This is a genomic window from Sulfitobacter aestuariivivens (assembly GCF_014763045.1).
GTDB lineage: Bacteria > Pseudomonadota > Alphaproteobacteria > Rhodobacterales > Rhodobacteraceae > Sulfitobacter > Sulfitobacter aestuariivivens.
Map to the genome: position 1 here is coordinate 1,278,383 of NZ_JACTAG010000001.1, position 26,241 is coordinate 1,304,623.

Consider the following 26,241-nt stretch of genomic DNA (forward strand, 5'->3'; position numbering starts at 1 on the left):
AAATACCTTAGCGCAGTTTCTTCAACCGCCACCCCGTCTGCGGCGGCAGAAAGGCCTCGATGCTTGCCTGCGCAACCACAATCGTCTCGCCCCCGGCATCCACGTTCAGACCGCCCTTTACGGCGTGTACCTCCGCGCGTCCGCGTGGCAAAGTATTTGCTAAGACCGCGACATCCACCTTGTCAGGTTCCTGAACGCCGACGGTCACCTGAACACGCATCTGATCGTGGGTCATTCCGGTGGCACCAAAGATCGGCAAAGACGAATGGCGAAAGGCATCTTCGATCGCCCGTGCGGCAGCTTTCGTGTAATCTTGCCCGTGCAGATCGTTGCCCATGCCCATTTCAATGATCAGCCGCTGCTCACCCATCTGACTTCTCCATCGCAAAGCCCACGCTCAGGGCGACATTGGCCATAATGGTCGGGTTCCCTTCACCCTCAGGGCGCGGCACATCCAGCCCGCCCTTGGTGACATGTACATCCACATCGCCATAGGGAAAGACCGCTTTCAACGCATCCGCATCGACAGCGTCAGGTACCTGTACACCCACATCCAGGCGGATCTGCATATCGGTTTTTTCAAAACCGAAAAGCTCTGCCAGGTTGATCGAATTGTGCCACAGTGCATCCTGAACGGCACGCTTGGCGGCTTGGGTATAATCGCCACGCCGCAGGGATGACCCCATGCCGAATTCAACCAATAACGTTCGCATCACTCTGCCCCCCTTGGAAACACAAAACACTTGTCCCGGCGAATGGTCAGCCACATCACCGCACCAGGTTCAGGCAGAAATACGTTCGGCACTGTCGCCTTCAGGACGGTGCCGTCGTAATCCATCCGAAACTCCACCAGGCTTTCGTTGCCCATGAAACGCGCCCGTTCCACAACCGCGCGGGCCGCCGTGCCATCGCTGGGGGTCGGCGCTGGCCCTTTACCGCCCCTGTCAAAATCAATGCGCACATGTTGAGGGCGGAACACGATCTCAACCGAGGTGCCATCCGGCACACCAGGGGCAAGGAAACGACCAAAGGGTGTCTGGGCCAGGGCGCCTGAAACCTCAGCGCGCAGAATGTTTGCATCGGAAAAGAAGGCCACCGCGGCCCGGTCGATGGGGCGAGTATACACGTTGTAGGGAGCACCTTGCTGCACGATTTTGCCATCGCGCATCAAGGCGATCTCATCTGCCATACGCATTGCCTCGTCCGGCTCGTGCGTGACCAGTAGTACGGCTGTGTCTTCTTCCTTGAGGATTGACAGGGTTTCATCCCGGATGCCATCGCGAAGACGGTTATCGAGCCCTGAGAAGGGTTCATCCATCAACATGATCCGGGGCTGTGGAGCCAATGCGCGGGCCAACGCGACGCGCTGCTGCTCGCCACCTGACAGTTGGTGCGGATACCCATCAATGAAGCGCCGAAGTTCCACCCTGTCCAGAAGCGCTTCGACCCGGGCGCGCCGCTCTGCCTTGCTCCCGGATTTTAGACCAAAGGCCACGTTTTCTGCCACGCTGAGATGTGGGAAAAGTGCAAAGTCCTGAAACATGAGGCCGATCTCACGGCGTTCCGGCGGCACCCGAAACACCGTGTCGCAAATTAGCTTGCCGTCAACGTGGATGGTCCCGCTGTCCTGCATTTCAACGCCGGCAATCATGCGCAGGGTTGTTGATTTCCCGCATCCCGATGGCCCCAGAAGGCACGTCACCTGCCCTGGCATGATCTGCAGGGATACGTCGTCCACCACCGCGCGGCCCGCATAAACGCGGCGCAGGTTCTTGATTTCAAGGCGGGGGGCTGGCACGGCCATAAGTATCCGATAAAATCACTCGGATACCAGCTATCAGCGGCGGCGCATCCCCGCAAGAGACGCCGCAAAGCCAACTGCAAGCACGCAGATGCAGATCGCCAGCAATTGTTCGTACTTGTGACCGTCAGGCAGGATTGCCGCGAAAAGGCTCCATCCACGACCGAAATACATGGTCGCGCCAAGCAGTGCCGCGCCAAAGGAAACCACATAGGCCCACAAAGCGATGTCACGTTGCCAGATAAGGCCAATCAACAGGATTGGTGTCAGGAACATTGATGCCGTCCCCGACACCGCCACGGCATCAAAGAGCGTTGCATTACCCAAGAGCGTCAGCGCGGCCCCTGCCCCCATAAACAGCACCATGACCACCCGGCCACCCCCAAGCGTGCGCGGAGCGATCCGCAGTTCCTCGACCACCAGCCGTGCTGAAGACGCAAGTGCGGAATCGAGCGTGCTGAGCGCCGAAATCAACAACGAGAGCATTAATGCCAGAAAGACCCATGTGGGAAACATCAGGCTCCACGTCCCGATCAGTTCACCCTCGTACACCGCGCCGATGAGGCTGGCCTGGATACCGAAAAAACCGAACCCGATGATACACAGCGTCGAGATCCAGAACGCGTGAATGAAAGATGTGCGCGTGGTCACCTCATCCGCCAGAAAACCTCGATCCATCATCACGGGGTCGTGCGCCGGATAGGAAAAGACCTGCAAGGCGGCCACTGCCAACAAAATCCAACCGTTGTAGGCCCCCGCCGTTCCAGGCGCTGTCAGAACCGCACGGAGCGAAAAACCCGGGGCTGACACCAGCGCGACAAACGCAACGCCGAATACCAGCAGAAACACACTCATCTGTGCCACATCGGTGCGCAACGCCGCCGACAATCCACCCCAAGCAGAGTAGGCAAGGCCAACCACCGCAACCAGCACAATGGCTGTCGGGCCACTTCCAGTCAGGACCGCATTGAAGATCAAACCGACCACCAAAAGGTTGGCGAAAACCTCTGATAACAAGCGAAGCGCGATCACCAGATTGTAGCACCCGTTGCCCGCAGCCCCGAAATGCACGCCCAGCCAGTCCTGCATCGACCGCGCACCTCGGCGCCGCAATCTGCCGACGATGAAGCCTCCCGTCAGGAAGGAACCATAGTAGGCCGCGTAGGCCAGCGTGCCGGCAATACCGTAGAAATATCCCAGGATTGCGGCATTCATCAGGGATCTGGCAAAAATCCAGGTCGTGACTTGGCTAAGGACCAACATCCAGAGCCCCGGTGCCCGCCCGGCGGCGTCAAGACCGCCAAAGAACCCCTCCACGCTGGTGCGGCGTGGGGCGACAAGAAAGCTTAGCAGGACAATCGCGCCGAAGATGGCAATGAGAACAGCAGGTTGCACAGATCGGCCCTCACATAGCTTGCAACTGCACCTTTACGGAGATGACGATGATCTGCCATGCGCAATCGCAGGCGTTGTCGGGATTGTGATGGGGTTAGTCGGCGGGGCGCAGGTCAAACCCGGCGTCGGCCACATCGACGCCGTTCACCTGCAAAACCACGCGATGCGGGCCGGGGTGCAGCGTAAAGGTTGTCGCATCGCCTTTGAGGCGATGGTTCTTCTTCAATTCGAGCGGCGTGCCCTTGGTCACTTTGGCAACTTTCAGTTTGAAGACCTTTTGCGCTGTCTTGCCCTGAGGCCGTGCGAACATCAGGCGATAATCAACGATCACCGGAAGATCCTGTTCAGCCTTCAGGATGCATGCCACCGGCAAGACATCCCCTATTTTGTAACTTTCAGCCCCCAGAGTAAGCGCGGCACGGACGGGCACATCCCCGCGATATCCCAGATGGCTCAACGCCCCCTGATGCCCCTGCTTGACCAAGGTGCGTAGCGCGTGCCGCGTCATCCAGCCCAATTCGACGCTGTTCTGACGCTTTGCTTTTGCCCATTTTTTCATTACCTCCAACACCAATTCCGGGTGGGTTTTCGTGATATCGTTCAAATGGTTGGCGACCGATCTTGTTACATATCGCGTCGGATCGGCGTGCAGTTTATCTAAGAGCGGCATCGTTTGGGCGGTCGTCAGGGTGACAGCCTTGGCCCATGGCAGCTTGGGGCGGGTCCCTTCGCTGACCAACCGTCGCACATGATAGTTTTCGTCACTTGCCCACACCGCGAGGCGTGACAGTGTCTGCTCGGGCCAGTGGTTCAAAAATGGGCGAATGTAGAATTCCATTGAAAACCGCTGGGTCGCTGCGTGCAACAGGTCAAGCGCCCGTTCGCGGTGTTCTCCTAAGCCGTGACGTACGGCAAGAATACCGGGCAACCCATGGATAAAATGGCCAAAATCATCATCCGACTTTGCCGGCGACAAGGGCATTGGCATCGCCGCCTCCAGCTGGTGCGCTAAGGTGGGAAAATCTTCGGCCAACTGCGCCTCAAGACAATCGGCCATCCACTCCATCCGAGCGAGGAGTTCGCGGTTTTCAAATCCTGACAGCGCCTCGCGGATGAACCTCTCCGGATCGAAATTCGGCACGCCAGCGGCATATTCAGCCGCCAGGCGCCCGACCGTTTCCGGGTTAAAAAGGTGATCTTTGAGTGAAAATTTCTCTGCCATCACATGGTTATGTTCGTGGCACCACCATCCAGGAGCAGATTCTGCCCGACAATGAAGCCCGCATGCTGCGAGCACAAGAAAGCGCAGGCCGCGCCGAATTCTTCACGGGTACCATAGCGACCGGCAGGGATTGTCGATGCACGCTCCGCACGGGCCTCTTGCAGGGTGATCCCTTTTTGTTTGACCACCCCGCCATCCAAGGCATCTGCACGGTCGGTTGCGTGGATGCCAGGCAACAGATTATTGATCGTCACCCCTGACCCGGCAACCTGCCGCGAGGTCCCGGCAACATAGCCCGTCAGACCGGTTCGGGCGGAATTGGACAATCCCAGCACCCCGATGGGCGCGCGCACGGATTGTGACGTGATATTGACCACGCGGCCCCAGCCCCGGTCCATCATGCCGGGCACCAATGCTTTGATCAAAGCGATCGGTGCCAGCATGTTCGCGTCAAGGGCAGCGATGAAATCTTCGCGGTCCCAGTCGTGCCACATGCCAGGGGGCGGGCCGCCAGCGTTATTGACCAGAATATCAACACCTTGTGCGGCGTCGATCACCTGTGCCTGACCGTCAGGTGTGGCGACATCAGCCGCGACCGTGGTGATCTGAATACCGTGCGCCTGGCGCAGTCGCTCAGCGGAGGCCTCAAGCGCGTCTACGCCCCGCGCGTTCATGATCAGATCGACGCCTGCATGGGCCAAAGCCTCAGCGCAGCCCAACCCCAAACCTTTGGAAGACGCGCAAACCAGCGCCTTTTTGTCTTTGATCCCCAAATCCATCTCACGACTCCCTGTAATGTGTTCCCCAAGACCTATCACGCCCGGTCTGCGATGCCAGCAAAACACCGCATCGTTGACCCGGCCACGACACAATTCTACCCTAGCCCACTTCAGATCAATAAGTTCGCGTATCAGAGGTTCCATGGCCCACTCCCGCTCCGCACAAGCCCAAAGCGTGCCTGTCCTGCTTGCTGCGCACATGAAGGCCACGGATGGGGCCAACATGGGCGATGGGCTGTCTTTTGCATCTGATCTGGTGCTCGATGACGTCTATGAACTTTTGCCGGGCAGTGAACCGGTGCGGCTGTCGGTTGCGGCCACGTCCGAGAAAACCTTTCGTGTGGCCGAAAACACTGCAACCGGTGATCCCGGCGCGAAGATCGTTTTTGACAGCACACTTATGTTCATGTCGCCTGATGGAACCACACAAGAGGCGCTTTTGCTTGTCGAAGTGGACGGAGATGGAGGTGCCGCCGGTGTCTACCTCTTGCCACTCGTCCCGCTGATCCCGCGCACAGAGTATCGTCTGGTTGGTATCGACACAGACAATCAATTACGGAAATTTGCGGAAGTAGCTTGTGTCTCGTTTACGCGCGGCACCCATATTACCTTGGGCTCGGGCAAACAGTGCAGGATCGAAGATTTGCGGGTGGGTGACCGGGTTCTGACACGTGATGACGGCGTTCAGCCCATACGCTGGATCGGACAGGGAACTGTGCGTGCGTTGGGTGACATGGCACCGATCCGGATCGCGGCCGACACGCTGAATAATGCCAACGACCTGATTGTCAGCCCCGAGCATCGTTTGTTCATTTACCAGCGCACTGATGAGGTTGGCGTTGGCCGCTCAGAGTTGTTGGTGAAGGCTCGGCATCTGATCAATGGCGACACGGTGAGCGTCCAGGACGGTGGATTTGTTGATTATTTTCAACTGCTTTTCGACAGTCACCAGATCATCTATGCCGAAGGCATTGCCGCAGAAAGCATGCTGATTGATACCCGTACGAAAGCAGTCCTGCCGGACGATCTTGCCGCGGTTATGGGCGAGGTGATCCCTGGCCATACCGACCTGCCCCATGCGGGACTGGACGTACACGAGCAACTGCTGGACCGACCCGATGCGGCAGACCTGCTGCGAAAGGCAAGCACGCGGTAGGGTGGGCAACCTGGCGACCCTACGCGCAACTTGCGGCGTCGTCTTGGCCTCGCTATAGCCTCTGACATGTTGGATACCACCCAAAACCGCCCCGCTCTGCCGCCTGAAATCGCGCGTCGCCGCACGTTCGCGATCATCAGCCACCCAGATGCGGGCAAGACCACACTGACAGAAAAATTTCTGCTATTCGGTGGGGCCATCCAGATGGCCGGACAGGTGCGCGCAAAAGGCGAAGCACGGCGCACACGCTCTGACTTCATGGCGATGGAAAAAGACCGCGGCATCTCAGTCTCAGCCTCGGCGATGTCATTTGATTTCGCGTCCAAGGGCACCAATTTCCGGTTCAATCTGGTGGACACGCCCGGACACTCCGATTTCTCTGAAGACACCTATCGCACGCTGACCGCCGTGGATGCCGCCGTAATGGTCATTGACGGTGCCAAGGGGGTGGAAAGCCAGACCCAAAAGCTCTTTGAAGTATGCCGGATGCGCGATCTGCCCATCCTTACCTTCTGCAACAAGATGGATCGAGAAAGCCGGGACGTCTTTGAGATCATTGACGAAATTCAGGAAAACCTTGCCATTGACGTGACCCCGGCAAGCTGGCCCATCGGGGTCGGACGCGACTTCATCGGTTGCTATGACATCCTGCGCGACCGTCTGGAACTGATGGACCGCGCCGATCGCAACAAGGTTGCTGACAGTATCGAAATCAACGGGCTGGATGATCCACGGCTTGCCGAACATGTGCCCGGCCAATTGCTTGAAAAGCTGCTCGAAGATCTTGAGATGGTGCGCGAACTGATGCCCCCGCTTGATCCTGCGCTGATGGCCGAAGGGTCGCTCACGCCGATCTGGTTCGGCTCCGCCATCAACTCTTTCGGGGTCAAAGAACTGATGGACGGCATCGCTACATTTGGTCCCGAACCGCAGATCCAAAAGGCCGAACCACGGCAGATTTTACCAGAGGAAACAACGGTTTCCGGCTTTGTCTTCAAGGTACAGGCAAACATGGACCCCAAGCATCGCGACCGTGTGGCGTTTGTCCGCCTTGCCTCCGGCCATTTTGAACGTGGCATGAAGATGACCCATGTGCGCACCAAGAAACCAATGGCAATTTCGAATCCGGTGATGTTCCTCGCCTCTGATCGTGAACTGGCCGAGGAAGCCTGGGCCGGCGACATCATCGGCATTCCCAACCACGGCCAACTGCGCATCGGTGACACCCTGACAGAGGGAGAAATGCTCCGGGTCACGGGTATCCCGTCATTCGCGCCGGAACTGCTGCAAGGCGTGCGCGCAGGCGATCCGTTGAAAGCGAAGCACCTGGAAAAAGCCTTGATGCAATTTGCCGAAGAAGGGGCTGCCAAGGTCTTCAAACCGTCCATCGGCTCAGGGTTCGTTGTAGGCGTTGTCGGACAGCTTCAGTTTGAAGTGCTCGCCTCCCGGATCGAACTTGAATACGGGCTGCCCGTTCGGTTCGAACAGTCCCAATTCACCTCAGCCCGTTGGGTGAATGGTGACAAGCAAGCCGTTGACAGGTTTACGGAAAATAACAAACAACACATCGCGCACGATCACGATGGCGATATCGTGTACCTCACCCGCCTGCAGTGGGATATCGACCGGGTCGAGCGGGATTATCCAGACGTGAAATTGACCGCGACGAAAGAGATGATGGTCTGATGATGCATGGGGCGTGTAGATGACCGACGCGCCCACCTGGGGCCTCAGCGCCACGATCCTTGCTCCTTTCGCTGACACCCTGCGTTTCGCCGCCTTTCATCTGGAGGCAGGCGCGCATCGTCTCTACATCTACCTGGATCAACACGATTCCGTTGCATTCGATGCGCTCAAATCCCATCCCAAGTGTCGGGTGACGACATGCGACACCGCCTATTGGAACAATCACCAGCACGGTCGCCCCAAAAAGCACCAGGTCCGCCAGACCATGAATGCCACGCATGCCTATGCCCGACGCGCGGAGGTGGACTGGCTGATCCACATGGACGTCGACGAGTTTCTCGTCTCTGATCGCCCCATTGGCGAAACCCTTGCCGTCCTGCCACATGATGCTCTTGCCGCGCGTGTGCGCCCCATGGAACTGCTGTCCGGTGGCACGTCCGCGTTCAAGCTCTTTATCCCTCCGGGACCGGGGCGCGCGCAAACTGTCAGAGATTTATATCCGACGTTCGGTGCGCATACCCAAGGCGGCTTTCTCAGCCATCTGGCGGGAAAAGTTTTTGCGCGCACTGCGCTGGACGACGTGCGTATCCAAATTCACAATGCCTTTCAGGCCCAAAAGGCAATCGACACCGTAGACTTGCCGCAAGACACCATTGCTCTCGCTCATTGCCACGCTGGGACTTGGGACGCTTGGCTGGCCGCGTATCGCTACCGTTTGGCACATGGCTCCTACCGCGCGGAACTTGCCCCCAATCGGGCGCGCGACAAAGGTGGGTTGACCTTGCACGAAGTGTTTCAGACCCTCGAAACAAAAGATGGCGAGGCTGGCTTGCGCGCGTTTTTCGACGAAGTTTGTGCCGATACGCCGCGGCTGCGCAGGCGACTGGACGATAAAAACCTCCTGCGGATGGCCAATCTTGATCTGGATGATGCATTGTCTACGCATTTCCCTCACGTAACCCTTTGACGCGCCAAGTGTTTGACGCCTCACCCGTAACTTGCTAAGTGCGGCCATACATGTTGCGGTTGCGAACTGCCCAGGGCCATACGGGCCGACATGATCGCTGCCGCGGGCCAAGTAAGTGTCCGCAAACCACGGACACATATGACAAAATTCTCTGATCTGAAGCTCAGCCCAAAAGTGTTGAAAGCCATCGAAGAGGCTGGATACGAATCCCCCACCCCCATCCAAGAAGGTGCGATCCCCCCCGCTCTGGAAGGTCGTGACGTTCTGGGCATCGCTCAGACCGGCACGGGCAAGACCGCCGGTTTCACGCTGCCCATGATCACCATGCTGGCACGCGGCCGCGCACGGGCCCGTATGCCCCGTTCGCTGGTGCTGTGTCCGACCCGCGAACTGGCGGCACAGGTGGCGGAAAATTTCGACACCTATTCCAAATACGTCAAGCTGACAAAAGCCCTGCTGATCGGCGGCGTATCGTTCAAGGAACAGGACACGCTTATCGACAAGGGTGTCGACGTGCTGATTGCGACGCCTGGGCGCCTGCTGGATCACTTTGAGCGCGGCAAGCTGATCCTGAACGACGTCAAGGTGATGGTGGTGGACGAAGCCGACCGGATGCTCGACATGGGCTTTATCCCCGACATCGAACGCATCTTTGGCCTGACGCCGTTCACGCGCCAGACGCTGTTTTTCTCTGCCACGATGGCACCGGAAATCGAGCGGATTACCAACACGTTCCTCAGTAACCCCGAGCGGATCGAGGTTGCCCGGCAGGCCACAACCGGCGAGAACATTGAACAGGGCGTCGTCATGTTCAAAGGCTCGCGGAAAGATCGCGAAGGCTCTGAAAAGCGTAAGCTGCTGCGCACATTGATCGATGGCGAAGGCGAGAAATGCACAAACGCGATCATTTTCTGCAACCGCAAGGTCGATGTTGATATCGTTGCCAAGTCTTTGAAAAAGCATGGCTATGATGCCGCTGCGATCCACGGCGATCTGGATCAAAGCCAGCGAACACGCACACTGGATGGCTTTCGCGCCGGCGAATTGCGTTTCCTCGTTGCCTCAGATGTGGCCGCCCGCGGGCTTGACGTTCCAAGCGTTTCTCACGTCTTCAACTTCGACGTGCCCAGCCACGCCGAAGACTATGTGCACCGCATCGGCCGCACAGGTCGCGCCGGCCGCGATGGCAAGGCGATCATGATCTGTGTACCGCGTGACGAGAGAAACCTCTCAGATGTGGAACGCCTGGTGGAAAAGGAAATTCCGCGCCTGGACAACCCTCTGTCGCTCGGCAAACCTGACGATATGTCGAAGCCGGAGGCAGAAACTGCGCCAGACGAAATGCCCAAGCGCAGCCGCTCCAGAAGCCGCAAGAGGGACGAGGCACCACAAGAGCAGCCCGCAGTGCCTCAGGAGGCCACTCAGGAGCAATCCGCGCCTGAACCCAAATCGAAGCCAGAAGAAAAACCCAAGCGCGAACGCAACGAGCGCAGGGGCGGCAAAAACCGCAACGATGATCGCGGCGGCAGCAAGGTTGTGGGACTGGGCGATCATCTGCCTGATTTCATCGGCCTGAGCTTTGAAGAGCGTGGCTGAGCTGAGCTGATCATCCACACCACCTCAAAGCGCGGACCAGTCCAAAGGTTGTGAATTGCATATTTAGGGAACATTGAAATGGGGTGAATACACCTCTTTCAATGTTCATCAAATATGCATCAACCAGGTTGCACGGTGGACCGACGCCAAAGGCTTGGCGATTAGCTCAATCGGCTCACCACCACAGTCACTTCCGGTTTCTTCCCGATCTCGTTCTGCGCTGACTGCCGCACGACTTTCTTCAGACCATTGTGCATCGCATCGTCGTCGCGCAAGGTCTTGGCGTTTGCACGGCCCAACCATTGGCTAAGGTCTTCCTCCAAGACGTCCATCAGGGGTGCATTGGATGTGCCAATTTCGGGCAGGCCCATCATGTCGACCCACGGATCACCCAAAGGCTCATCCTCTTCATCCACGATCACGGTCACAGTGACGTGTCCATTAAGCGCCATACGAATACGGTCTCGCACCACACCATCCAACGCGCCTACCTGAACAGAGCCGTCGAGATAGGTTCGGCCCGTTTCGACCCATTCGGCTACCTTGGGTTTGTTGCCCGACAGATCGATCATCATGCCGTTAACCGCCAGCACGCCTTTCATGCCCTTGGCATCGGCCACTTTCACATGTTCGCGCAAATGACGGTGTTCCCCGTGCATCGGGATCAACACCTGCGGTTTCACGATGTCGTGCAAAGTTTCCAGATCTGGCCGATTGGCGTGCCCGGATACATGGTAAAGGCCCGAACTGTCGTCAACCACATCAACGCCCATTTCCGAGAACTGATTAATGATCCGGATCACGCCACGCTCGTTGCCAGGAATGGTCTTGGATGAAAAAAGGAACAGATCCCCTTCCTTCATCTCGATCCCCTGATACTTGCCCCGGGCCAGTTGCGCCGATGCCGCGCGTCGCTCACCCTGAGAGCCTGTGACCAGCAGCATCAGATTCTCACGCGGAATATTTCGTGCCTCTTCCGGCGGTATCGTTCCGGGGAAGTCTGTCATCACGCCGGTTTCGGCCGACGCCTCAACCATGCGCTTCATCGCGCGGCCCAGCAGCACAATGGAGCGTCCTGCCCGTTCGCCCGCCTCTGCCAGCGTCTTCACGCGGGCCACGTTGGAGGCAAAGGTTGTCGCGACCACCATGCCGCTTGCACTGCTCACCAGCTTTTCAATCTCAGGCCCGACTGAGGCTTCCGACCGTCCCGGGTGAGTAGAAAACACATTGGTCGAGTCGCAGACCAGCGCCTTGACGCCATCCTTGCAAACGTCTTCCCAAAGTGCGGGGTCAAAGGGCTCCCCCACACCTGGCGTCAGGTCGATCTTGAAATCTCCTGAATGGATGACCCGGCCCTGAGGTGTGTCGATCACCATGGCGGAGGATTCCGGGATCGAATGCGAAATCGGCAGGAAGCCCACCTGAAACGGGCCGGCGCCCTGCTGATGTGGCCAGGGACCAACGGTCTGAACGGCGTCCTCGGGGTGCCCATGCTCGCCCATCTTGCGCCGCGCAATATTCGCGGTAAATGTCCGCGCAAATATCGGTGCCTCAAGATCCTGATAGGTATGCGCCACGGCCCCGACATGGTCTTCATGCGCGTGGGTGATAAATATCGCCTCGATCCGGTCGCGGCGCTCTTTCAGCCAGGTGATGTCCGGCAGGATCAAATCCACGCCGGGGCTACTGTCCATATCGGGAAAGGCCACACCCAGGTCCACGACAATCAGGCGCTCCTTACCGGGTCGTCCATAGCCATAGACATAGGTATTCATGCCAATTTCACCTGCCCCGCCAAGGGGTAGGTAGATCAAACGTTCACTACTCATATTATGTGTTGTTGTCCTTGTTGTATTGATAGATCACAGTCAACCCGTGCATGGTCACGTCATCTTCGATGACGTCAAATAGGTCTACGGTCTGGGCAAACAATGGGGCCAGACCGCCTGTGGCGATGATCTTCATCTGCTGCTCTCGTTCCGCCTTGATGCGGGCGCAGATTTCTTTCACCAATCCGACATAGCCCCAAAAGATGCCGGATTGCATGCAGGCCACGGTATTGGTGCCTACTACACGCTGTGGCTTGGTGATGTCCACATGCGGCAATGCGGCAGCTGCCATGTGCAATGCCTCAAGTGACAAATTCACACCGGGTGCGATCACGCCGCCCACGTAGGCCCCATCCCGCCCCGCCACGTCGAACGTTGTGGCCGTGCCGAAATCCACCACAATCAGATTTCCGCCATGCCGGTCAAAGGCCCCGGTGGCATTGACGATCCGGTCCGGACCGACCGTGGTGCCTTGATCGACCCGGGGCTCGACCGGCAGCATACAATCTGGTTTGCCCACCACATAAGGGCGGCAACCATAATACTGGTCGGAAAAAACCCGCAAATTGAACACGACGCGCGGCACAGTGGACGAAATGATCACATCCGTGATCTCGGGCTCAATCCGGTGATGGTTCAGCAGGGTCGAAAACCACGTAAAATAGGCATCCGACGTCCGCGCATGATGTGTAGAGGTGCGGAAAGTACATAGAAATTCCCGCCCATCCCAGATCGAGAATACCGTGTTGGTGTTGCCGCAATCAATGCACAAAAGCATATCAGACCCTTCCGTTAGAAAAACACATCCGCCGCGGTGATCTTCACCCGGCCCTTGGGCGTCGCCAGAACAAGACTACCCTGAAGATCTACATCCTCAAAGATGCCCCGCGTTTCATCCCGCATGCTGCGCGCCGTTATGACTTCGCCCAGACGTGCCGCATGAGCCAGCCAAGCGCGGCGAATTGGGGCGAACCCGTGGGTCTGAAACTGACTTTCAAGGACCGCATATTCCGCCGCCAGCACGTCCAGAAAGGGCGCCGCCTCAAGTTCCAGACCCAACACACCGGCCACGCTCACAGGGGTTACCGCCCCGGCCTCAACCTCATGTGCGCCGGGTGCATGTCTCAGATTGACACCGATGCCGATCGTCAGGTGATCGCCCACACTTTCCAGCAGGATCCCGGCCACCTTGCCACCTTGCAACAACACATCATTGGGCCATTTCAACGCAAAGGCGTCTGGCTGTCCCGTCATTGCACCAAAGCTGCGATAAAGCGCCAGAGAGGCCACGAAGCTGCGCAATGCTGCGACGCCGGGGACCTCGACGCGGCGCATGACCAGCGTCGCCGCAAAATTTCCGCGTGGTGTTGACCAATCGCGGCCACGACGCCCCCGAGCGGCGGTCTGCTCATGTGCCAATATCCAGGCAGGGCCTTGCAAGGTAGGCAGCATCCGCGCGGCTTCTGACAGGGTGGAATCAAGACTATCAAAGACGAACCGCCCATAGCCCACTGGCCACGGCACCGCCTTTTCACCCTTTTTCAAATACCTGATACCCGCAGCCTCAACACGCGCCTCAATTCACAAGTGTCGCTGCCGCCGCCTGCGCCGCCCCTTCGACGCCGAACATGCCCGCCACGCCGACAACCATGATCAGTGCGCTTGCGATCAGGAAGCCGGCCAGCAGGGACGACCCACCCGTATCAAGGGTGTCGGACTGTTCTTCACCAAAGTACATGTAGAACACGATCCGCAGGTAATAATAGGCCCCGATCACCGATGCGATCACGCCCAGCACCGCAAGCCAGACCAGACCGGCCTCGTAGGCGGCTCGCAGAACATAAAGCTTACCAAAGAAGCCCAACATCGGCGGAACACCGGCCAGCGAAAACAGCAGCACCAGCATCGACAACGCGCGGCCCGGATTTTGCCTAGCATAAAGGTTAAGCGATGAGATATCTGTCACCGGCACGCCGTCCTTTTGCATCAACATGATGAACGCAAAGGTGCCGACATTCATGGTCACATAGATCGCCATGTAGACCAGCATCGCCTGCACACCCAAGACGGTTCCCGCCGCAAGACCCATCAGCGCATAGCCCATATGCGCGATAGAAGAAAACGCCATCAGGCGCTTGATATTGGTCTGTCCGATGGCTGCAACCGCCCCAAGAAACATCGACAACACAGAAAGTAACGCCACGATCTGCTGCCAATCACCCACTGCCTGCCCGAACCCGTCGTGCAGGACGCGCGCGAAAAGGCCCATCGCCGCAACTTTTGGCGCGGTGGCGAAGAATGCCGTGATCGGTGTGGGCGCGCCTTCATAGACATCCGGCGTCCACATGTGAAATGGCACGGCAGAAACCTTGAAGGCCATGCCAGAGATCAGGAACACCAACCCAAAGAGCAGACCAAGCGACGTCTCACCCGATTGCGCGGTGGTAATGATGCCGGAAAAGAGCGTGGTTCCGGCATACCCGTACACCAGCGACGCACCGTAAAGCAGCAGACCCGACGAAAGCGCGCCTAGAACAAAATACTTCAGTCCGGCTTCGGTCGACTTCACGCTGTCGCGCCGCAGGGACGCGACTACATAAAGGGCAAGCGACTGCAGCTCCAGCCCCATATAAAGCGCCATCAGATCGCCAGCGCTGACCATCATCATCATGCCCACAGCCGACAAGGCTACCAACATCGGATATTCAAACCGCAGGATACCACGCGCGCGCATATATCCTTCGGACATGACCAGCACCGCAGCGGCACTCAGCAGGATGGTGATCTTGGCGAACCGCGCAAAACCGTCATCGTTGAACATGCCGTTGAACGCCGTTTGGGTACCTTCACCGGTCAGGCCAATCCATGCCGCAAGCACCACGAACAACGCTGCCGTTGCCCAGACCAGCGCCCCCGCCATCTTGTCCTTGGTCGTATAGACAGCCGCCATCAACCCCAGCATGGCAAAGGCCGAAAGGATGATTTCGGGCAGGATGATATTCAGATCAGCGGAAATCATGGGTGTTTCCTTTAGTTCGAAGCGTCAGCGGTCTGGACGGCTTCCATAGCCGCCGCCTTCGCTGCGTCGTAATTGTCGACCAATGCGGCCACGGACGGCCCGATCAGATCCAGGACCAATGCGGGATAGACACCCAGAAGGATCGTCATCACCACCAGTGGCGCAAAAATCCACTTTTCGCGCGCAGTCATGTCCGTGATAGACTTGAGGCTCTCCTTGATCAGATCCCCCATCACCACGCGGCGATAAAGCCAAAGCGCATAGGCGGCTGAGAAAATCACGCCGGTCGTCGCCACAGCCGCCACCCAGGTATTGACCTGGAATGTCGCCATCAGGGTCAGGAATTCGCCCACGAACCCGGACGTTCCCGGCAAGCCCACATTGGCCATCGTGAACAGCATGAAGATCAGCGCATAGGCTGGCATCCGGTTGACCAGACCGCCATAGGCATCAATCTCGCGCGTGTGCATCCGGTCATAAATCACGCCCACGCAAAGAAAGAGCGCACCTGAGATAAAGCCGTGGCTCAGCATCTGGAAGATTGCCCCATCTACGCCTTGCTGATTACCCGCGAAGATCCCCATCGTGACAAAGCCCATGTGCGCGACCGAAGAATAGGCAATCAGTTTCTTCATGTCCTCCTGCACCAGCGCCACGAGCGACGTGTAGACGATCGCGATCGCGCTGATCCACAGGATGAAATCCGTCATCACCTCGGCACCGACCGGGAACATTGGCAAGCTAAAGCGCAGAAAGCCGTAGCCGCCCATCTTGAGCAGGATCGCCGCCAGCACCACGGACCCCGCCGTGGGCGCCTGCACGTGCGCGTCCGGCAGCCAGGTATGCACCGGCCACATCGGCATCTTCACCGCAAAGCTAGCAAAGAATGCAACAAACATCAGCGTCTGCATCCCCCCCACGATGGTGATTCCGAGCACCGAGAATGTCTCGGATGCAAAGGTGTGGGTCAGCAGGGCAATCTGCCCTTCCTGACAGGCCGCGATGCAGGTTGAGCCGGTTTCGGCAAACATGCCGACCATCGCCACCAGCATCAGAACAGATCCAAGGAAGGTATAGAGAAAGAATTTGAAGCTGGCGTAGATCCGCTCCTTGCCGCCCCAGATACCGATGATCAGGAACATGGGGATCAGACCTGCTTCGAAGAACAGGTAGAACAGCACCAGATCCAGCGCCATGAAAACGCCCAGCATCAGGGTTTCCAGCAGCAGGAATGCAATCATGTATTCCTTGACCCGGTGAGTGACATCCCAGCTTGCAGCAATCACCAGCGGCATCATGAAGGTTGTCAGCATGACAAAAAGCACGCTGATGCCATCAACACCCAGACGGTACTGCATCCCCAACAGCCACTCGGATTCCACCACGAACTGGAAATCAGTGTTGCTTGGGTCAAAATTCACCAGCACGAACAGCGAAATGAGAAACGTCACGCTGGTTGTCAGCATCGCCAGCCACTTGGCATTGCGCTGTGCAGCTTCATCATCGCCACGCAAAAAGACAGCGAGGATCAGCGCTGCGAACGCAGGCATGAATGTGATGATGGAAAGAAGATGCGTATCCATTAGAAAATCTCACCCCACCAGGCCAAGAACAGACACACAGGCAACATCACGATCAAAACCGCGATCAGGATCGCCCCGAAATACATGGTTGCCACAAAAAGAAAGCTCCCACCGGTCACGATCCCCACTCGTGCAAACGCCCGAGTGGTCTTGTTTTCGTCACCAAGATAGAACGCGGAAAGCGCCATAACGGCAAAGCAGACCCCTGCAATGATGTAGAATTCTGTCGGCATCAATTGGCCCCTCCGGTCATCGTCATCCAGGTGATCAGCACCGCAATCCCGATCACCATCGCGAAGGCATAGGTAAAGATGTAGCCGGACTGCAGTTTGCCAGCCATGCGTGTGAAGAACGGGATAATGCCCATCGCCACCCCATTGAGCGTCCCATCGATCACATTGCCATCACCGCGCTTCCACAGGAACCGGCCGATGGCCTTGGCTGGCTGCACAAAGATGGCATCGTAGAGTTCGTCAAAGTACCACTTGTTCTTGAGAAACAGGTACAGCGGCAACTGGTTTTGTGCCAAGCGCCCGGGCAGTGTCGGGTTCCAGATGTAGAACCACATGGCCATGACAAAGCCCAGCACCATTGCGATGAACGGGCTCACCTTGACCCACTTGGGGGCCGCGTGGGCCTCGTGCAGCACATGATTTTCCGGGCCAAAGTACAGCGCACCCTCGCCCGGCTGGCCGCCGAATTCGTCATGGTGCCCGCCGTGATCGCCTTCATCGCCGTGATCCCCCGACCCTTCACTATCGTCCGCGCCATCGGCATGGGTGTCGCCCGCCTCGCCCTGCGTGGCCAGCGGAATGTCATAGAAGGCGGCGACGTACTTGTGATCGCCAAAGAACGGCTTGAACCAGATCATCCCGGCAAAGATCGCGCCCACGGCCAGCACGCCCAGAGGCACCAGCATGGTCATCGGACTTTCATGGGCATGCTCGTGCGTGTGCTTGTCGCCACGCGGCTTGCCATAGAACGTGAGGAACATCAGCCGCCAGCTGTAGAAACTGGTCATTGCCGCAGCAATCACCAGCAGCCAGAAACCATACATGCTGCCCCCACCCCAGGCGCTTTCGATGATCGCGTCCTTGCTGAGGAATCCGGCAAAGCCGATGTGCGTCAACGGAATACCGACCCCGGTAATCGCCAGCGTGCCGATCATCATCGCCCAGAAAGTATAGGGGATCTTTTTGCGCAGGCCGCCATAGTTCATCATGTCCTGCTCGTGATGCATCGCATGAATGACTGACCCCGCGCCAAGGAACAGCATCGCCTTGAAGAACGCGTGCGTGAAGAGGTGGAACATCGCCGCAGAATACATGCCCACGCCCGCCGCCACGAACATGTAGCCCAACTGCGAACAGGTGGAATAAGCAATGACACGCTTGATGTCGGTCTGCACCAGACCCACGGTCGCGGCAAAGAACGCTGTGGTCGCCCCGATCACGGTGACAAACATCATCGCTTCAGGCGCAAACTCCATCAGCGGCGACATCCGGCAGACAAGGAAAACCCCTGCCGTAACCATGGTAGCGGCGTGAATAAGCGCTGATACAGGCGTCGGGCCTTCCATGGCATCCGGCAACCAGGTGTGCAGGAAAAGCTGCGCCGATTTGCCCATCGCGCCCACGAACAGCAAGAAGGCGATGACATTGGCAGCATTCCAATCGGCCCACAGGAAGGTCATGGTCTGATTGGCCAGATCCGGTGCGGCGGCAAAAATATCGTCAAACCGGATGCTGTCGGTCATCAGATAGAGCGCAAATATCCCCAGAGCGAAGCCAAAATCGCCCACCCTGTTCACCACAAAGGCCTTGATCGCCGCAGCATTGGCAGAAGGTTTGCGGAAATAGAATCCAATCAGAAGATAAGACGCGACGCCCACGCCTTCCCAGCCAAAGAACATCTGCACAAGGTTGTCTGCTGTCACCAGCATCAGCATCGCAAAGGTGAAAAAGCTCAGATAGGCAAAGAAACGGGGGCGATAGCTCTCGTTTTCCTTGAAGTTATCGTCATGTGCCATGTAGCCGAAGCTATAAAGATGCACGAGGCTCGAGACGGTCGTGACCACGATAAGCATGATCGCCGTCAGCCGGTCCAGCCGAATCGCCCAGTCGGTGCTCAGCGTGCCGGATTCTATGAACCGCAGGATCTGGATTTGCTCGGTCGGGCCCTCAAAGGTCAGGAACACAACCCAGCTAAGGATCGCCGCAAGAAACAGCAGCCCCGTGGACACCCACATGGCGGCCTGTTCACCGATCAGCTTCCATCCAAACCCGCAAATCAGCGCGCCCACCAACGGGGCAAAGAGGATTGTGGTTTCCATCTGCCCTACCCCTTCATCACGTTGACGTCTTCGACGTCAATGGTGCCACGGTTACGGAAGAAACAGACCAGGATCGCCAGACCAATCGCCGCTTCAGCCGCCGCAACTGTCAGTACAAAGAGCGTGTAGACCTGCCCCACCAGATCCCCGAGGAAGCTGGAGAACGCCACGAAGTTGATGTTCACCGCCAAAAGCATCAATTCGATGCTCATGAGCAGGATGATCACATTCTTGCGGTTAAGAAACAGCCCGAAGATGCCAATGACAAACAGCGTCGCCGCAACTGTCAGGTAATGTTCAAGTCCGATCATTGTTCATCCTTGGTTCTGAAGTCCTGATCACCGCAGAGACGCGAGGCGACAGACGGCCTTGCAGCTTCCCATGCCTCGCAACGGTGGGCCATTTGCGCGCGGTGGAAGCCCTCGGCACTAGCAGGAAGTTTCCAGGAAAATCCAGCTTCTATCGCGGCAGCGTATATTTCTGTGTCCAGATACTTAAGATCGCCAATCGAGGCAGGCTTGTAGAATCCCCCGCTATGCGTGTGCACATGTCCCGAATGGCCAGGGCGCCATATCAGCGTATCGCTCTGCTCATCCCATCCTACGACCTTGAGCGGGGCAAAGGTCACATCGGCCAGCGCCGGAAAGGCGGGCATAGCTGCCAAGTGCGACAGCGACACTGCAGCAATATAGAGGCTTCTCCGTCCGATCATGTCGTCCCTCGGTTCCTTGCCCGTTTGGCCGGGCTTCTAGTCCTTGTTCGCCCCGACTTCCACCGGGATTGCCGCGCTTAGCCGATAAAAGAATAGCCGCCAAGAAGTACGATCAGAATGACCACCAACGCGACGATTGTATTTCTCGACATCTTGTTTCCTTCAGGCCTGAGCCCTTTTTTTTCTCGCAGCGCTCAGCAGCTGCCGTTCCATTTGCATCCCAGCAGGTTACCCAATCCGCGGGTATCAGGCAGCCAGTCTGCATTCCCACCCAACCCCAAATCGGGCATTTGCCACCCAACCCCACTCAGGCCGCGCCAGACATAAACAACCAGACAGATGCCAATCACCATGAGGATCAGATTGGTGACCATTCTCACAACCCCTGCCCGGGTTTGACGTCCTTAAGCTCCATCGCCTTGGCCGGATCCCGCATCATCTGTTCGATTGGGTTTTGGCGTTTGACGTCCTGACGGTGGCGCAGCGTCAGCACGATAGCACCGATCATGGCCACAAGCAGGATCAGCCCCGCAAGTTGAAACAGCAAAAAGTAGTCGTCGTACAGGATCAGACCCAGTGCTTCGGTGTTAAACCGGGTTGGGTCTGTGACCTGTGCGCGCAGTCCCTCAGCGGCATCGGATTGCTCCCAGGCCCCGAAGGCCATGACGAACTGCATCAGAATCACCAGCCCGATCAGCAAGGCCAGGGGCATATAGCGCGCCATCTCTGCCTTCAGTTCGGCAAAATCGACGTCCAGCATCATCACCACGAAAAGGAACAGGACGGCGACCGCGCCCACATAGACGATGATCAGCAGCATCGCGACAAATTCCGCGCCCAGTAGGACAAAAAGGCCCGCCGCCGACAAGAAAGACAGGATAAGCCATAGCACCGAATGCACCGCATTACGGCTGACCACGGTGAAAAGCCCACCGGCGATCACGCAGATTGCAAACAGATAGAAAGTAAAGACGATCATGTGTCTTTGTCCTCATCTTCGTCCAGAACCTGTTGCGCCAATTCCAGTGCGCGGGTCATAGCGGGGATGCCCGCAAAGGCCGACATCTGTCCAATGGTCTCGACAATGTGCTGCTTGGTGGCGCCGGCTTCTACCGCGTGACGCACGGTCTGACGCAGGGCGATATCGTTCTGCGCACCCTGCATGGTCAGACCCGCCAGCGTCAGCAACAGGCGGGTACGTGCATCCAGACCGCCGGTGTTCACCGTATTGCCGAACATCATTTCCATGACGTCCTTGGGCATGGTGCCCATCATCTTTTCAAACCCTTTGGGCGTGAAGGCATCCATCGCCGGAAAGGACTTCGCCATCTCCTGCGCCTGTTTCATCATCTGTTCAAAGGGGTTCTGATCACTCATCGGTAGGGTGCGTCCATTTCAAGGTTGCGCGCAATCTCGGCTTCCCAGCGTTCGCCATTGTCCAAAAGCTTTTCCTTGTCATAGTAAAGCTCTTCGCGGGTCTCGGTGGAAAACTCGAAATTCGGGCCTTCGACAATTGCATCCACAGGACAGGCTTCCTGACAAAAACCGCAGTATATGCATTTTGTCATGTCGATATCATAGCGAGTGGTCCGCCGGCTGCCGTCTTCGCGTGGTTCTGCATCAATGGTGATCGCCTGCGCAGGGCAGATCGCTTCACAAAGCTTACACGCAATGCAGCGTTCTTCGCCGTTGGGATAGCGGCGCAACGCATGTTCACCCCGGAAACGAGGGGAAAGCGGCCCTTTTTCATGCGGATAGTTGATCGTCACCTTTGGGGCAAAAAAGTACTTCATCCCCAGGGCAAAGGCCTTGGCATAGTCCTTCAGCAGGAAGTAGCCAGCGGCGCGGGAATAGTCGGTTTGGGTCATATCAGCCCCCTACTGTCCAGCGCGCATAAACGCCCCAGAACCATTCGAACTTGGCCGCAAAGGCCACAAAGACGACCCAGGCGAGCGACATCGGCAAGAACACTTTCCAACCCAGCCGCATCAGCTGGTCGTAGCGATAGCGCGGTGTAATCGCCTTCACCATGGAGAACATGAAGAATACGAACAGCATCTTGATGAACATCCAGAAGAAGCCATCCGGCAAGAAGCCGACCGGGCTGAGCCAGCCACCGAGGAAGAGCAGCGATACCAGCGCACACATCAGCACCACGGCGACCAGTTCGCCGATCATGAACAGCAGAAACGGCGTGGATGAATATTCAACCTGATAGCCCGCCACCAGCTCCGATTCCGCTTCAGGCAGGTCGAAGGGTGGGCGATTGGTCTCTGCCAGCGCAGAAATGAAGAACAGGAACAACATCGGGAAATGCGCCAGCCAGTACCAGCTAAAGATGCCGCCCGCCCCGTCTTGTGATTGCACAATGGCCGACAGGTTCATCGACCCTGCAGAGATGATGACACCGATGATGATCAGACCAATGCTGACTTCATAGGAAATCATCTGCGCCGCAGAGCGCAGCGAGCCAAGGAACGGATATTTCGAATTGGATGCCCACCCCCCCATGATCACACCGTAAACCTCAAGCGAGGAGATTGCGAAGACATAGAGAATGGCCACATTTATGTCCGACAGCACCCAGCCTTCGTTGAAGGGGATCACCGCCCAGGCGATCAGCGCCATCACCAGCGACACCATTGGCGCCAGGAAAAAGACCGCCCGATCCGCACCGGCGGGCACGACAACCTCTTTGACCACGTATTTCAGAAGGTCAGCAAAGCTCTGCAATAGGCCAAAGACACCCACCACATTGGGCCCGCGCCGCATCATTACGGCGGCCCAGATCTTGCGGTCGGCGTACATCAGAAAGGCCAACGCGGCCAAAAGCGGCAGCATGATCAACAAGACCTGTCCGACAAGCACCAGACCGATGCCGAGGCCCGTGTTGGTAAAGAATTCGGTCATGCGTCCCTCACACCGTCGGTATGCCGCGTTCGAAGCACTCTGCGGCTACGACTTCGGCATCTATTGTCTTCAGCCCGCGTGGCAGGCTTGGCGAGATTGTGTAAACAGCATCGCCGCGGAATATGCCAGCCTCTTCCGCGACATTCGTGCGCACATGGCGGGCAAAACCATAGCCGCGGATCAGCGTATATTGCGCCGCTGCGCATTCGGCATAGTCCGCCACATCTGCCCGGCTCAGCGCTTTGGTCATCGCGACATTGAACTGCACCAGATCGCCGTCCAGCAAGACCGTCTCTACCCCCTTGTATTCAGGGATAAAATCCTCAGCCGTGGGCACCGGTTCAACACAGGCACCCAAGGCGAAAGGCAAAATCATCAGCCCCGTCCTCACTCCGCTGCCATGGGTTGGGCACGGCGCGCGGCGGCGTTGGCCGAAAGCTCAGCCATCAGCTGGCTGGCGCGGGCAATCGGGTTGGACAGATAGAAATCCGCAATCGCATGGTCAAAGGCGCCCTCGCCCATCTCACCGGCCTCAGGTATGGCCCATTCGTTTTCAGCAACCTGATCCACATCTGCCAGATGCGGCACCGCCTTGACCAGCGCGCGGCGCAGGGCCGCGATGGAATCAAACGGCAGTGTTGCGTCCAGCTCGGCGCTAAGCGCCCGCAGGATCGCCCAGTTCTCTTTTGCCTGACCTGGCGCGAACCCGGCACGCTGCGCAACCTGTGGCCGGCCTTCGGTATTCACAAAGAGCCCCGGCTCTTCCGTGTAAGCCGCGCCGGGCAGAATGATGTCAGCACGATGTGCGCCCCGATCCCCATGGGATCCCTGATAGATCACGAATGCACCGGCCGGAATGTCGCCTTCGTCAGCACCCAGATTGTAGATCACCTCGGATGCGAGCACTTCGGCCACACCTCCGTCGCAGGTGGCATCGACGTCCAACGCACCGACACGGCCCGCCGCCGTGTGCAGGATCAAGAGCTTGCTGCCCCCCGCCTCCGCAGTGCGCATCGCCTTGGCCAACACCGCGGCACCGTCCGGCCCGGTCAGCGCGCCCATGCCCAGAATTGTAACGCCGCGCTTTTCCTTCTTGTCGGCATGGTCTTGCTTGGCCAGATCTGCCAGCGCCTCGCGGCCTTCGCCAAGGGCAATGACGTCATAGCTGAAATCAGCCGGAGCGCCGATCCGCGCAATGGTGGCACCTTTGGTCCACGCTTTGCGGATGCGTGCATTCAGCACTGGGGCTTCGACCTCGGGGTTGGTGCCGATCATCAGGATCATCTCGGCATCGTCGATATCCTCAATGGTTGCCATCCCGACATAGCCTGACCGGTTCCCGGCAGGCAGTTTGGCCCCATCTGTTCGGCAATCGACAACGCCGCCCTGTCCTTCGATCAGCATCTTGAGCGCAAATGCCGCCTCGGTAGACACAAGATCGCCGACAAGCCCGCCAACCTTCTTGCCTTTCATCGCCGCCGCCGCCGCCGCCAGCGCCTCGGGCCAATCAGCTTTACGCAGCTTGCCGTTTTCACGGATGTACGGCGTGTCGAGCCGCTGACGCCGCAGACCATCCCAGACAAAACGCGTCTTGTCGGATATCCACTCTTCGTTCACGCCATCATGGTTGCGTGGCAGAAACCGCATGACTTCGCGTCCCTTGGTATCGACGCGAATGTTGGACCCCAGCGCATCCATTACATCGATGCTTTCTGTTTTGGTCAGCTCCCAAGGGCGCGCGGTAAACGCATAAGGTTTCGAGACCAGCGCACCGACAGGGCACAGATCAATGATGTTGCCCTGCATGTTGCTATCAAGCGTTTCGCCCAGATAGCTGGTAATTTCTGCATCCTCGCCGCGGCCGGTCTGGCCCATCTTGTGCACACCGGCCACTTCGGTGGTGAAACGCACGCAACGGGTGCATGAAATGCAGCGGGTCATATGGGTTTCAACCAGCGGGCCCAGATCAAGGTCTTCGGTGGCGCGCTTGGGCTCACGGAAGCGGCTGAAATCGACACCGTAAGCCATCGCCTGATCCTGCAAATCACATTCGCCGCCCTGATCGCAGATCGGGCAATCGAGCGGATGGTTAATCAGCAAAAACTCCATCACGCCCTCACGGGCTTTCTTGACCATGGGGCTATTGGTCTTGACGACCGGCGGCTGACCCTCCGGCCCGGGGCGCAGGTCGCGCACCTGCATCGCACAGGACGCGGCGGGCTTCGGCGGACCACCCACAACTTCCACTAGGCACATCCGGCAATTACCAGCGATCGACAGCCGCTCGTGATAGCAGAACCGGGGCACTTCGACACCCGCCTGTTCGCAGGCCTGAATGAGCGTCATCGCCCCCTCCGCCTCGATTTCCTTGCCATCGATAATGATTTTGCGGATGTCGCTCATATGTTTACTTCGCTCTTAACAGGGAACCTATGCGGCTGCCCTTCTGAATCTCTGCGTTTCCAAGCGCACAATAGCTTTGCGGGTCAGAAGTATCGACCCCCCTTGCCTTGAAAAATGCCGCCCCACGGGCCTTCATACGGTCTTTTTCCACATCACTGTCGGTATAGGCTTCGATCTCGGCATCAGAGTAGCCCATTGCCTTTGCCTGTTTCTCAAGTCCACGCACATAGGACACGGCTTTGAACAGGCGCGCGCTGATCTCGGGGCATTCTTTGCGAATCCTGTCCGCTATCCCAAGATCCAGCAGCGCGTCATCGATTTCAGCCACCTCGCGAAGTGGCGGTTTCGCTGCCGCAGTACCGGCCAAAAGACTGATCCCTAAAAGGGCAGCAATCATGGTACGCATCTTTACTCTCCTCAATGGTGCGGGGGCATTGCCCTGTCTGGGAAGTGGGATGTGCGCGGGTTGATATGCAATATCAATGCCGGATTGGCGTCACGGTTGCAAAATATCGCTTAGGTATCTTGCGCTTGCGGGCAGGTTCCCTGAAAGACGATTGCGTCATCTGCAATCGTCAGTTGCTCGGGCGGTGTTTCGGGCCCCACCGTCCAGTCGATGTCAGAGCTGCCGTAGTTCTCAACGCAATAGGCGATCCCCTCATAGCGACCTGCGGCACGGGCCCCGTCGAGCGAGCGACTGACATCGCGAACACGTACGGTGAAAACGTCGCGCTGCTTGTCGACCTTTGATACCTTGGCGCGGAAATACTGGCCGTCAAAAGCAATGCGGTTGTTGTTGTTGCTGCACGCCGTGGTTGCCAGCGCGGCAACAAGCATAGTGATGCTCAATG

28 protein-coding genes are annotated in these 26,241 nt (G+C 57.8%); 4 read left to right on the plus strand and 24 right to left on the minus strand.

Annotation, left to right across the window (positions count from 1 at the left end; all coding sequences use genetic code 11):
- Positions 1-7 precede the first annotated feature (7 nt).
- The 6 genes from H9Q16_RS06355 to H9Q16_RS06380 form a co-directional block, all read right to left on the minus strand.
- Positions 8-370 (minus strand): Lin0512 family protein, encoded by a 363-nt coding sequence (locus tag H9Q16_RS06355; protein WP_191074492.1) that lies wholly within the window; start codon positions 368-370, stop codon positions 8-10.
- Positions 363-713 carry a Lin0512 family protein gene (locus H9Q16_RS06360; RefSeq protein WP_191074493.1) on the minus strand — a complete coding sequence of 117 codons (351 nt, stop codon included), beginning with the start codon at positions 711-713 and terminating at the stop codon, positions 363-365. The genes H9Q16_RS06355 and H9Q16_RS06360 overlap by 8 nt, the downstream gene beginning before the upstream one ends.
- Positions 713-1,804, minus strand: a complete 1,092-nt coding sequence (locus H9Q16_RS06365) for an ABC transporter ATP-binding protein (RefSeq protein ID WP_191074494.1) — start codon at positions 1,802-1,804, stop codon at positions 713-715. The genes H9Q16_RS06360 and H9Q16_RS06365 overlap by 1 nt, the downstream gene beginning before the upstream one ends.
- A gap of 33 nt (positions 1,805-1,837) precedes the next feature.
- The gene (locus H9Q16_RS06370; RefSeq protein WP_191074495.1) at positions 1,838-3,196 is read right to left on the minus strand and encodes a sodium:proline symporter; all 1,359 of its coding nucleotides are present in this window, start codon (positions 3,194-3,196) and stop codon (positions 1,838-1,840) included.
- Between the two features lie 94 nt (positions 3,197-3,290).
- Positions 3,291-4,418 (minus strand): hypothetical protein, encoded by a 1,128-nt coding sequence (locus H9Q16_RS06375; protein ID WP_191074496.1) that lies wholly within the window; start codon positions 4,416-4,418, stop codon positions 3,291-3,293.
- On the minus strand, positions 4,418-5,197 hold the full coding sequence (locus tag H9Q16_RS06380) for an SDR family oxidoreductase (RefSeq protein WP_191074497.1): 780 nt from the start codon (positions 5,195-5,197) through the stop codon (positions 4,418-4,420). Before H9Q16_RS06380 ends, H9Q16_RS06375 begins: the two co-directional genes overlap by 1 nt.
- 142 nt (positions 5,198-5,339) lie before the next feature.
- Between H9Q16_RS06380 and H9Q16_RS06385 the strand changes: the two genes are divergently transcribed.
- The 4 genes from H9Q16_RS06385 (at position 5,340) to H9Q16_RS06400 (ending at position 10,602) form a co-directional block, all read left to right on the plus strand.
- On the plus strand, positions 5,340-6,353 hold the full coding sequence (locus tag H9Q16_RS06385; RefSeq protein WP_191074498.1) for a Hint domain-containing protein: 1,014 nt from the start codon (positions 5,340-5,342) through the stop codon (positions 6,351-6,353).
- Between the two features lie 66 nt (positions 6,354-6,419).
- Positions 6,420-8,039, plus strand: coding sequence for a peptide chain release factor 3 (locus tag H9Q16_RS06390; protein WP_191074499.1), 1,620 nt, complete (start codon positions 6,420-6,422; stop codon positions 8,037-8,039).
- A 19-nt stretch (positions 8,040-8,058) separates the two neighbouring features.
- Positions 8,059-9,006, plus strand: a complete 948-nt coding sequence (locus tag H9Q16_RS06395; RefSeq protein ID WP_191074500.1) for a glycosyltransferase family 2 protein — start codon at positions 8,059-8,061, stop codon at positions 9,004-9,006.
- A 138-nt stretch (positions 9,007-9,144) separates the two neighbouring features.
- Positions 9,145-10,602, plus strand: a complete 1,458-nt coding sequence (locus H9Q16_RS06400) for a DEAD/DEAH box helicase (protein ID WP_191074501.1) — start codon at positions 9,145-9,147, stop codon at positions 10,600-10,602.
- Between the two features lie 161 nt (positions 10,603-10,763).
- Here H9Q16_RS06400 and H9Q16_RS06405 read toward each other — a convergent pair whose 3' ends face one another.
- From H9Q16_RS06405 to H9Q16_RS06490, 18 genes are all read right to left on the minus strand, one after another.
- A complete protein-coding gene (locus H9Q16_RS06405) occupies positions 10,764-12,431 on the minus strand; it encodes a ribonuclease J (protein ID WP_191074502.1) in 1,668 nt (555 codons plus the stop codon).
- A gap of 1 nt (position 12,432) precedes the next feature.
- The gene (locus tag H9Q16_RS06410; RefSeq protein ID WP_191074503.1) at positions 12,433-13,209 is read right to left on the minus strand and encodes a type III pantothenate kinase; all 777 of its coding nucleotides are present in this window, start codon (positions 13,207-13,209) and stop codon (positions 12,433-12,435) included.
- Between the two features lie 14 nt (positions 13,210-13,223).
- Positions 13,224-13,976, minus strand: coding sequence for a biotin--[acetyl-CoA-carboxylase] ligase (locus H9Q16_RS06415; protein ID WP_246455492.1), 753 nt, complete (start codon positions 13,974-13,976; stop codon positions 13,224-13,226).
- Between the two features lie 31 nt (positions 13,977-14,007).
- Positions 14,008-15,450 carry an NADH-quinone oxidoreductase subunit NuoN gene (nuoN, locus tag H9Q16_RS06420; RefSeq protein WP_191074504.1) on the minus strand — a complete coding sequence of 481 codons (1,443 nt, stop codon included), beginning with the start codon at positions 15,448-15,450 and terminating at the stop codon, positions 14,008-14,010.
- Between the two features lie 11 nt (positions 15,451-15,461).
- On the minus strand, positions 15,462-17,033 hold the full coding sequence (locus H9Q16_RS06425; RefSeq protein WP_191074505.1) for an NADH-quinone oxidoreductase subunit M: 1,572 nt from the start codon (positions 17,031-17,033) through the stop codon (positions 15,462-15,464).
- Positions 17,033-17,266 carry a hypothetical protein gene (locus tag H9Q16_RS06430; protein ID WP_191074506.1) on the minus strand — a complete coding sequence of 78 codons (234 nt, stop codon included), beginning with the start codon at positions 17,264-17,266 and terminating at the stop codon, positions 17,033-17,035. The genes H9Q16_RS06425 and H9Q16_RS06430 overlap by 1 nt, the downstream gene beginning before the upstream one ends.
- On the minus strand, positions 17,266-19,365 hold the full coding sequence (nuoL, locus tag H9Q16_RS06435; protein WP_191074507.1) for an NADH-quinone oxidoreductase subunit L: 2,100 nt from the start codon (positions 19,363-19,365) through the stop codon (positions 17,266-17,268). Before nuoL ends, H9Q16_RS06430 begins: the two co-directional genes overlap by 1 nt.
- A 5-nt stretch (positions 19,366-19,370) precedes the next feature.
- Positions 19,371-19,676, minus strand: coding sequence for an NADH-quinone oxidoreductase subunit NuoK (gene nuoK, locus H9Q16_RS06440; protein ID WP_191074508.1), 306 nt, complete (start codon positions 19,674-19,676; stop codon positions 19,371-19,373).
- Positions 19,673-20,077, minus strand: a complete 405-nt coding sequence (locus H9Q16_RS06445; protein ID WP_191074509.1) for a hypothetical protein — start codon at positions 20,075-20,077, stop codon at positions 19,673-19,675. Before H9Q16_RS06445 ends, nuoK begins: the two co-directional genes overlap by 4 nt.
- A 194-nt stretch (positions 20,078-20,271) precedes the next feature.
- On the minus strand, positions 20,272-20,451 hold the full coding sequence (locus tag H9Q16_RS06450) for a hypothetical protein (RefSeq protein ID WP_191074510.1): 180 nt from the start codon (positions 20,449-20,451) through the stop codon (positions 20,272-20,274).
- Positions 20,452-20,453: 2 nt separating this feature from the next.
- Positions 20,454-21,056, minus strand: a complete 603-nt coding sequence (locus H9Q16_RS06455) for an NADH-quinone oxidoreductase subunit J (protein WP_191074511.1) — start codon at positions 21,054-21,056, stop codon at positions 20,454-20,456.
- Positions 21,053-21,454, minus strand: coding sequence for a carboxymuconolactone decarboxylase family protein (locus H9Q16_RS06460; protein WP_191074512.1), 402 nt, complete (start codon positions 21,452-21,454; stop codon positions 21,053-21,055). The genes H9Q16_RS06455 and H9Q16_RS06460 overlap by 4 nt, the downstream gene beginning before the upstream one ends.
- A complete protein-coding gene (gene nuoI, locus H9Q16_RS06465; RefSeq protein ID WP_191074513.1) occupies positions 21,451-21,945 on the minus strand; it encodes an NADH-quinone oxidoreductase subunit NuoI in 495 nt (164 codons plus the stop codon). The genes H9Q16_RS06460 and nuoI overlap by 4 nt, the downstream gene beginning before the upstream one ends.
- 1 nt (position 21,946) lies before the next feature.
- Complete coding sequence (gene nuoH / locus H9Q16_RS06470; RefSeq protein WP_191074514.1) at positions 21,947-22,987, minus strand: NADH-quinone oxidoreductase subunit NuoH; 1,041 nt, start codon at positions 22,985-22,987, stop codon at positions 21,947-21,949.
- A gap of 7 nt (positions 22,988-22,994) precedes the next feature.
- Complete coding sequence (locus H9Q16_RS06475; protein ID WP_191074515.1) at positions 22,995-23,363, minus strand: hypothetical protein; 369 nt, start codon at positions 23,361-23,363, stop codon at positions 22,995-22,997.
- 11 nt (positions 23,364-23,374) lie between these two features.
- Positions 23,375-25,390 carry an NADH-quinone oxidoreductase subunit NuoG gene (nuoG, locus tag H9Q16_RS06480; protein ID WP_191074516.1) on the minus strand — a complete coding sequence of 672 codons (2,016 nt, stop codon included), beginning with the start codon at positions 25,388-25,390 and terminating at the stop codon, positions 23,375-23,377.
- Between the two features lie 4 nt (positions 25,391-25,394).
- Positions 25,395-25,796, minus strand: a complete 402-nt coding sequence (locus tag H9Q16_RS06485) for a DUF5333 domain-containing protein (RefSeq protein WP_191074517.1) — start codon at positions 25,794-25,796, stop codon at positions 25,395-25,397.
- A 110-nt stretch (positions 25,797-25,906) separates the two neighbouring features.
- Positions 25,907-26,239, minus strand: coding sequence for a hypothetical protein (locus H9Q16_RS06490; RefSeq protein ID WP_246455494.1), 333 nt, complete (start codon positions 26,237-26,239; stop codon positions 25,907-25,909).
- Between the last annotated feature and the right edge of the window lie 2 nt (positions 26,240-26,241).

Bases quoted from the DNA above. Each gene is read 5' to 3' on its own strand.
- H9Q16_RS06395 (WP_191074500.1), top strand. From the start codon at position 8,059: ATGACCGACGCGCCCACCTGGGGCCTCAGCGCCACGATCCTTGCTCCT.
- H9Q16_RS06375 (WP_191074496.1), bottom strand. From the start codon at position 4,418: ATGGCAGAGAAATTTTCACTCAAAGATCACCTTTTTAACCCGGAAACG.
- H9Q16_RS06380 (WP_191074497.1), bottom strand. From the start codon at position 5,197: ATGGATTTGGGGATCAAAGACAAAAAGGCGCTGGTTTGCGCGTCTTCC.
- H9Q16_RS06450 (WP_191074510.1), bottom strand. From the start codon at position 20,451: ATGGTCACCAATCTGATCCTCATGGTGATTGGCATCTGTCTGGTTGTT.
- nuoN (WP_191074504.1), bottom strand. From the start codon at position 15,450: ATGATTTCCGCTGATCTGAATATCATCCTGCCCGAAATCATCCTTTCG.
- nuoL (WP_191074507.1), bottom strand. From the start codon at position 19,365: ATGGAAACCACAATCCTCTTTGCCCCGTTGGTGGGCGCGCTGATTTGC.
- H9Q16_RS06405 (WP_191074502.1), bottom strand. From the start codon at position 12,431: ATGAGTAGTGAACGTTTGATCTACCTACCCCTTGGCGGGGCAGGTGAA.
- H9Q16_RS06400 (WP_191074501.1), top strand. From the start codon at position 9,145: ATGACAAAATTCTCTGATCTGAAGCTCAGCCCAAAAGTGTTGAAAGCC.
- nuoK (WP_191074508.1), bottom strand. From the start codon at position 19,676: ATGATCGGACTTGAACATTACCTGACAGTTGCGGCGACGCTGTTTGTC.
- H9Q16_RS06365 (WP_191074494.1), bottom strand. From the start codon at position 1,804: ATGGCCGTGCCAGCCCCCCGCCTTGAAATCAAGAACCTGCGCCGCGTT.
- nuoG (WP_191074516.1), bottom strand. From the start codon at position 25,390: ATGAGCGACATCCGCAAAATCATTATCGATGGCAAGGAAATCGAGGCG.
- H9Q16_RS06460 (WP_191074512.1), bottom strand. From the start codon at position 21,454: ATGAGTGATCAGAACCCCTTTGAACAGATGATGAAACAGGCGCAGGAG.
- H9Q16_RS06430 (WP_191074506.1), bottom strand. From the start codon at position 17,266: ATGCCGACAGAATTCTACATCATTGCAGGGGTCTGCTTTGCCGTTATG.
- H9Q16_RS06425 (WP_191074505.1), bottom strand. From the start codon at position 17,033: ATGGATACGCATCTTCTTTCCATCATCACATTCATGCCTGCGTTCGCA.
- H9Q16_RS06410 (WP_191074503.1), bottom strand. From the start codon at position 13,209: ATGCTTTTGTGCATTGATTGCGGCAACACCAACACGGTATTCTCGATC.
- H9Q16_RS06385 (WP_191074498.1), top strand. From the start codon at position 5,340: ATGGCCCACTCCCGCTCCGCACAAGCCCAAAGCGTGCCTGTCCTGCTT.
- nuoH (WP_191074514.1), bottom strand. From the start codon at position 22,987: ATGACCGAATTCTTTACCAACACGGGCCTCGGCATCGGTCTGGTGCTT.
- H9Q16_RS06355 (WP_191074492.1), bottom strand. From the start codon at position 370: ATGGGTGAGCAGCGGCTGATCATTGAAATGGGCATGGGCAACGATCTG.
- H9Q16_RS06475 (WP_191074515.1), bottom strand. From the start codon at position 23,363: ATGATTTTGCCTTTCGCCTTGGGTGCCTGTGTTGAACCGGTGCCCACG.
- H9Q16_RS06360 (WP_191074493.1), bottom strand. From the start codon at position 713: ATGCGAACGTTATTGGTTGAATTCGGCATGGGGTCATCCCTGCGGCGT.
- H9Q16_RS06485 (WP_191074517.1), bottom strand. From the start codon at position 25,796: ATGCGTACCATGATTGCTGCCCTTTTAGGGATCAGTCTTTTGGCCGGT.
- H9Q16_RS06445 (WP_191074509.1), bottom strand. From the start codon at position 20,077: ATGATCGGACGGAGAAGCCTCTATATTGCTGCAGTGTCGCTGTCGCAC.
- nuoI (WP_191074513.1), bottom strand. From the start codon at position 21,945: ATGACCCAAACCGACTATTCCCGCGCCGCTGGCTACTTCCTGCTGAAG.
- H9Q16_RS06455 (WP_191074511.1), bottom strand. From the start codon at position 21,056: ATGATCGTCTTTACTTTCTATCTGTTTGCAATCTGCGTGATCGCCGGT.
- H9Q16_RS06390 (WP_191074499.1), top strand. From the start codon at position 6,420: ATGTTGGATACCACCCAAAACCGCCCCGCTCTGCCGCCTGAAATCGCG.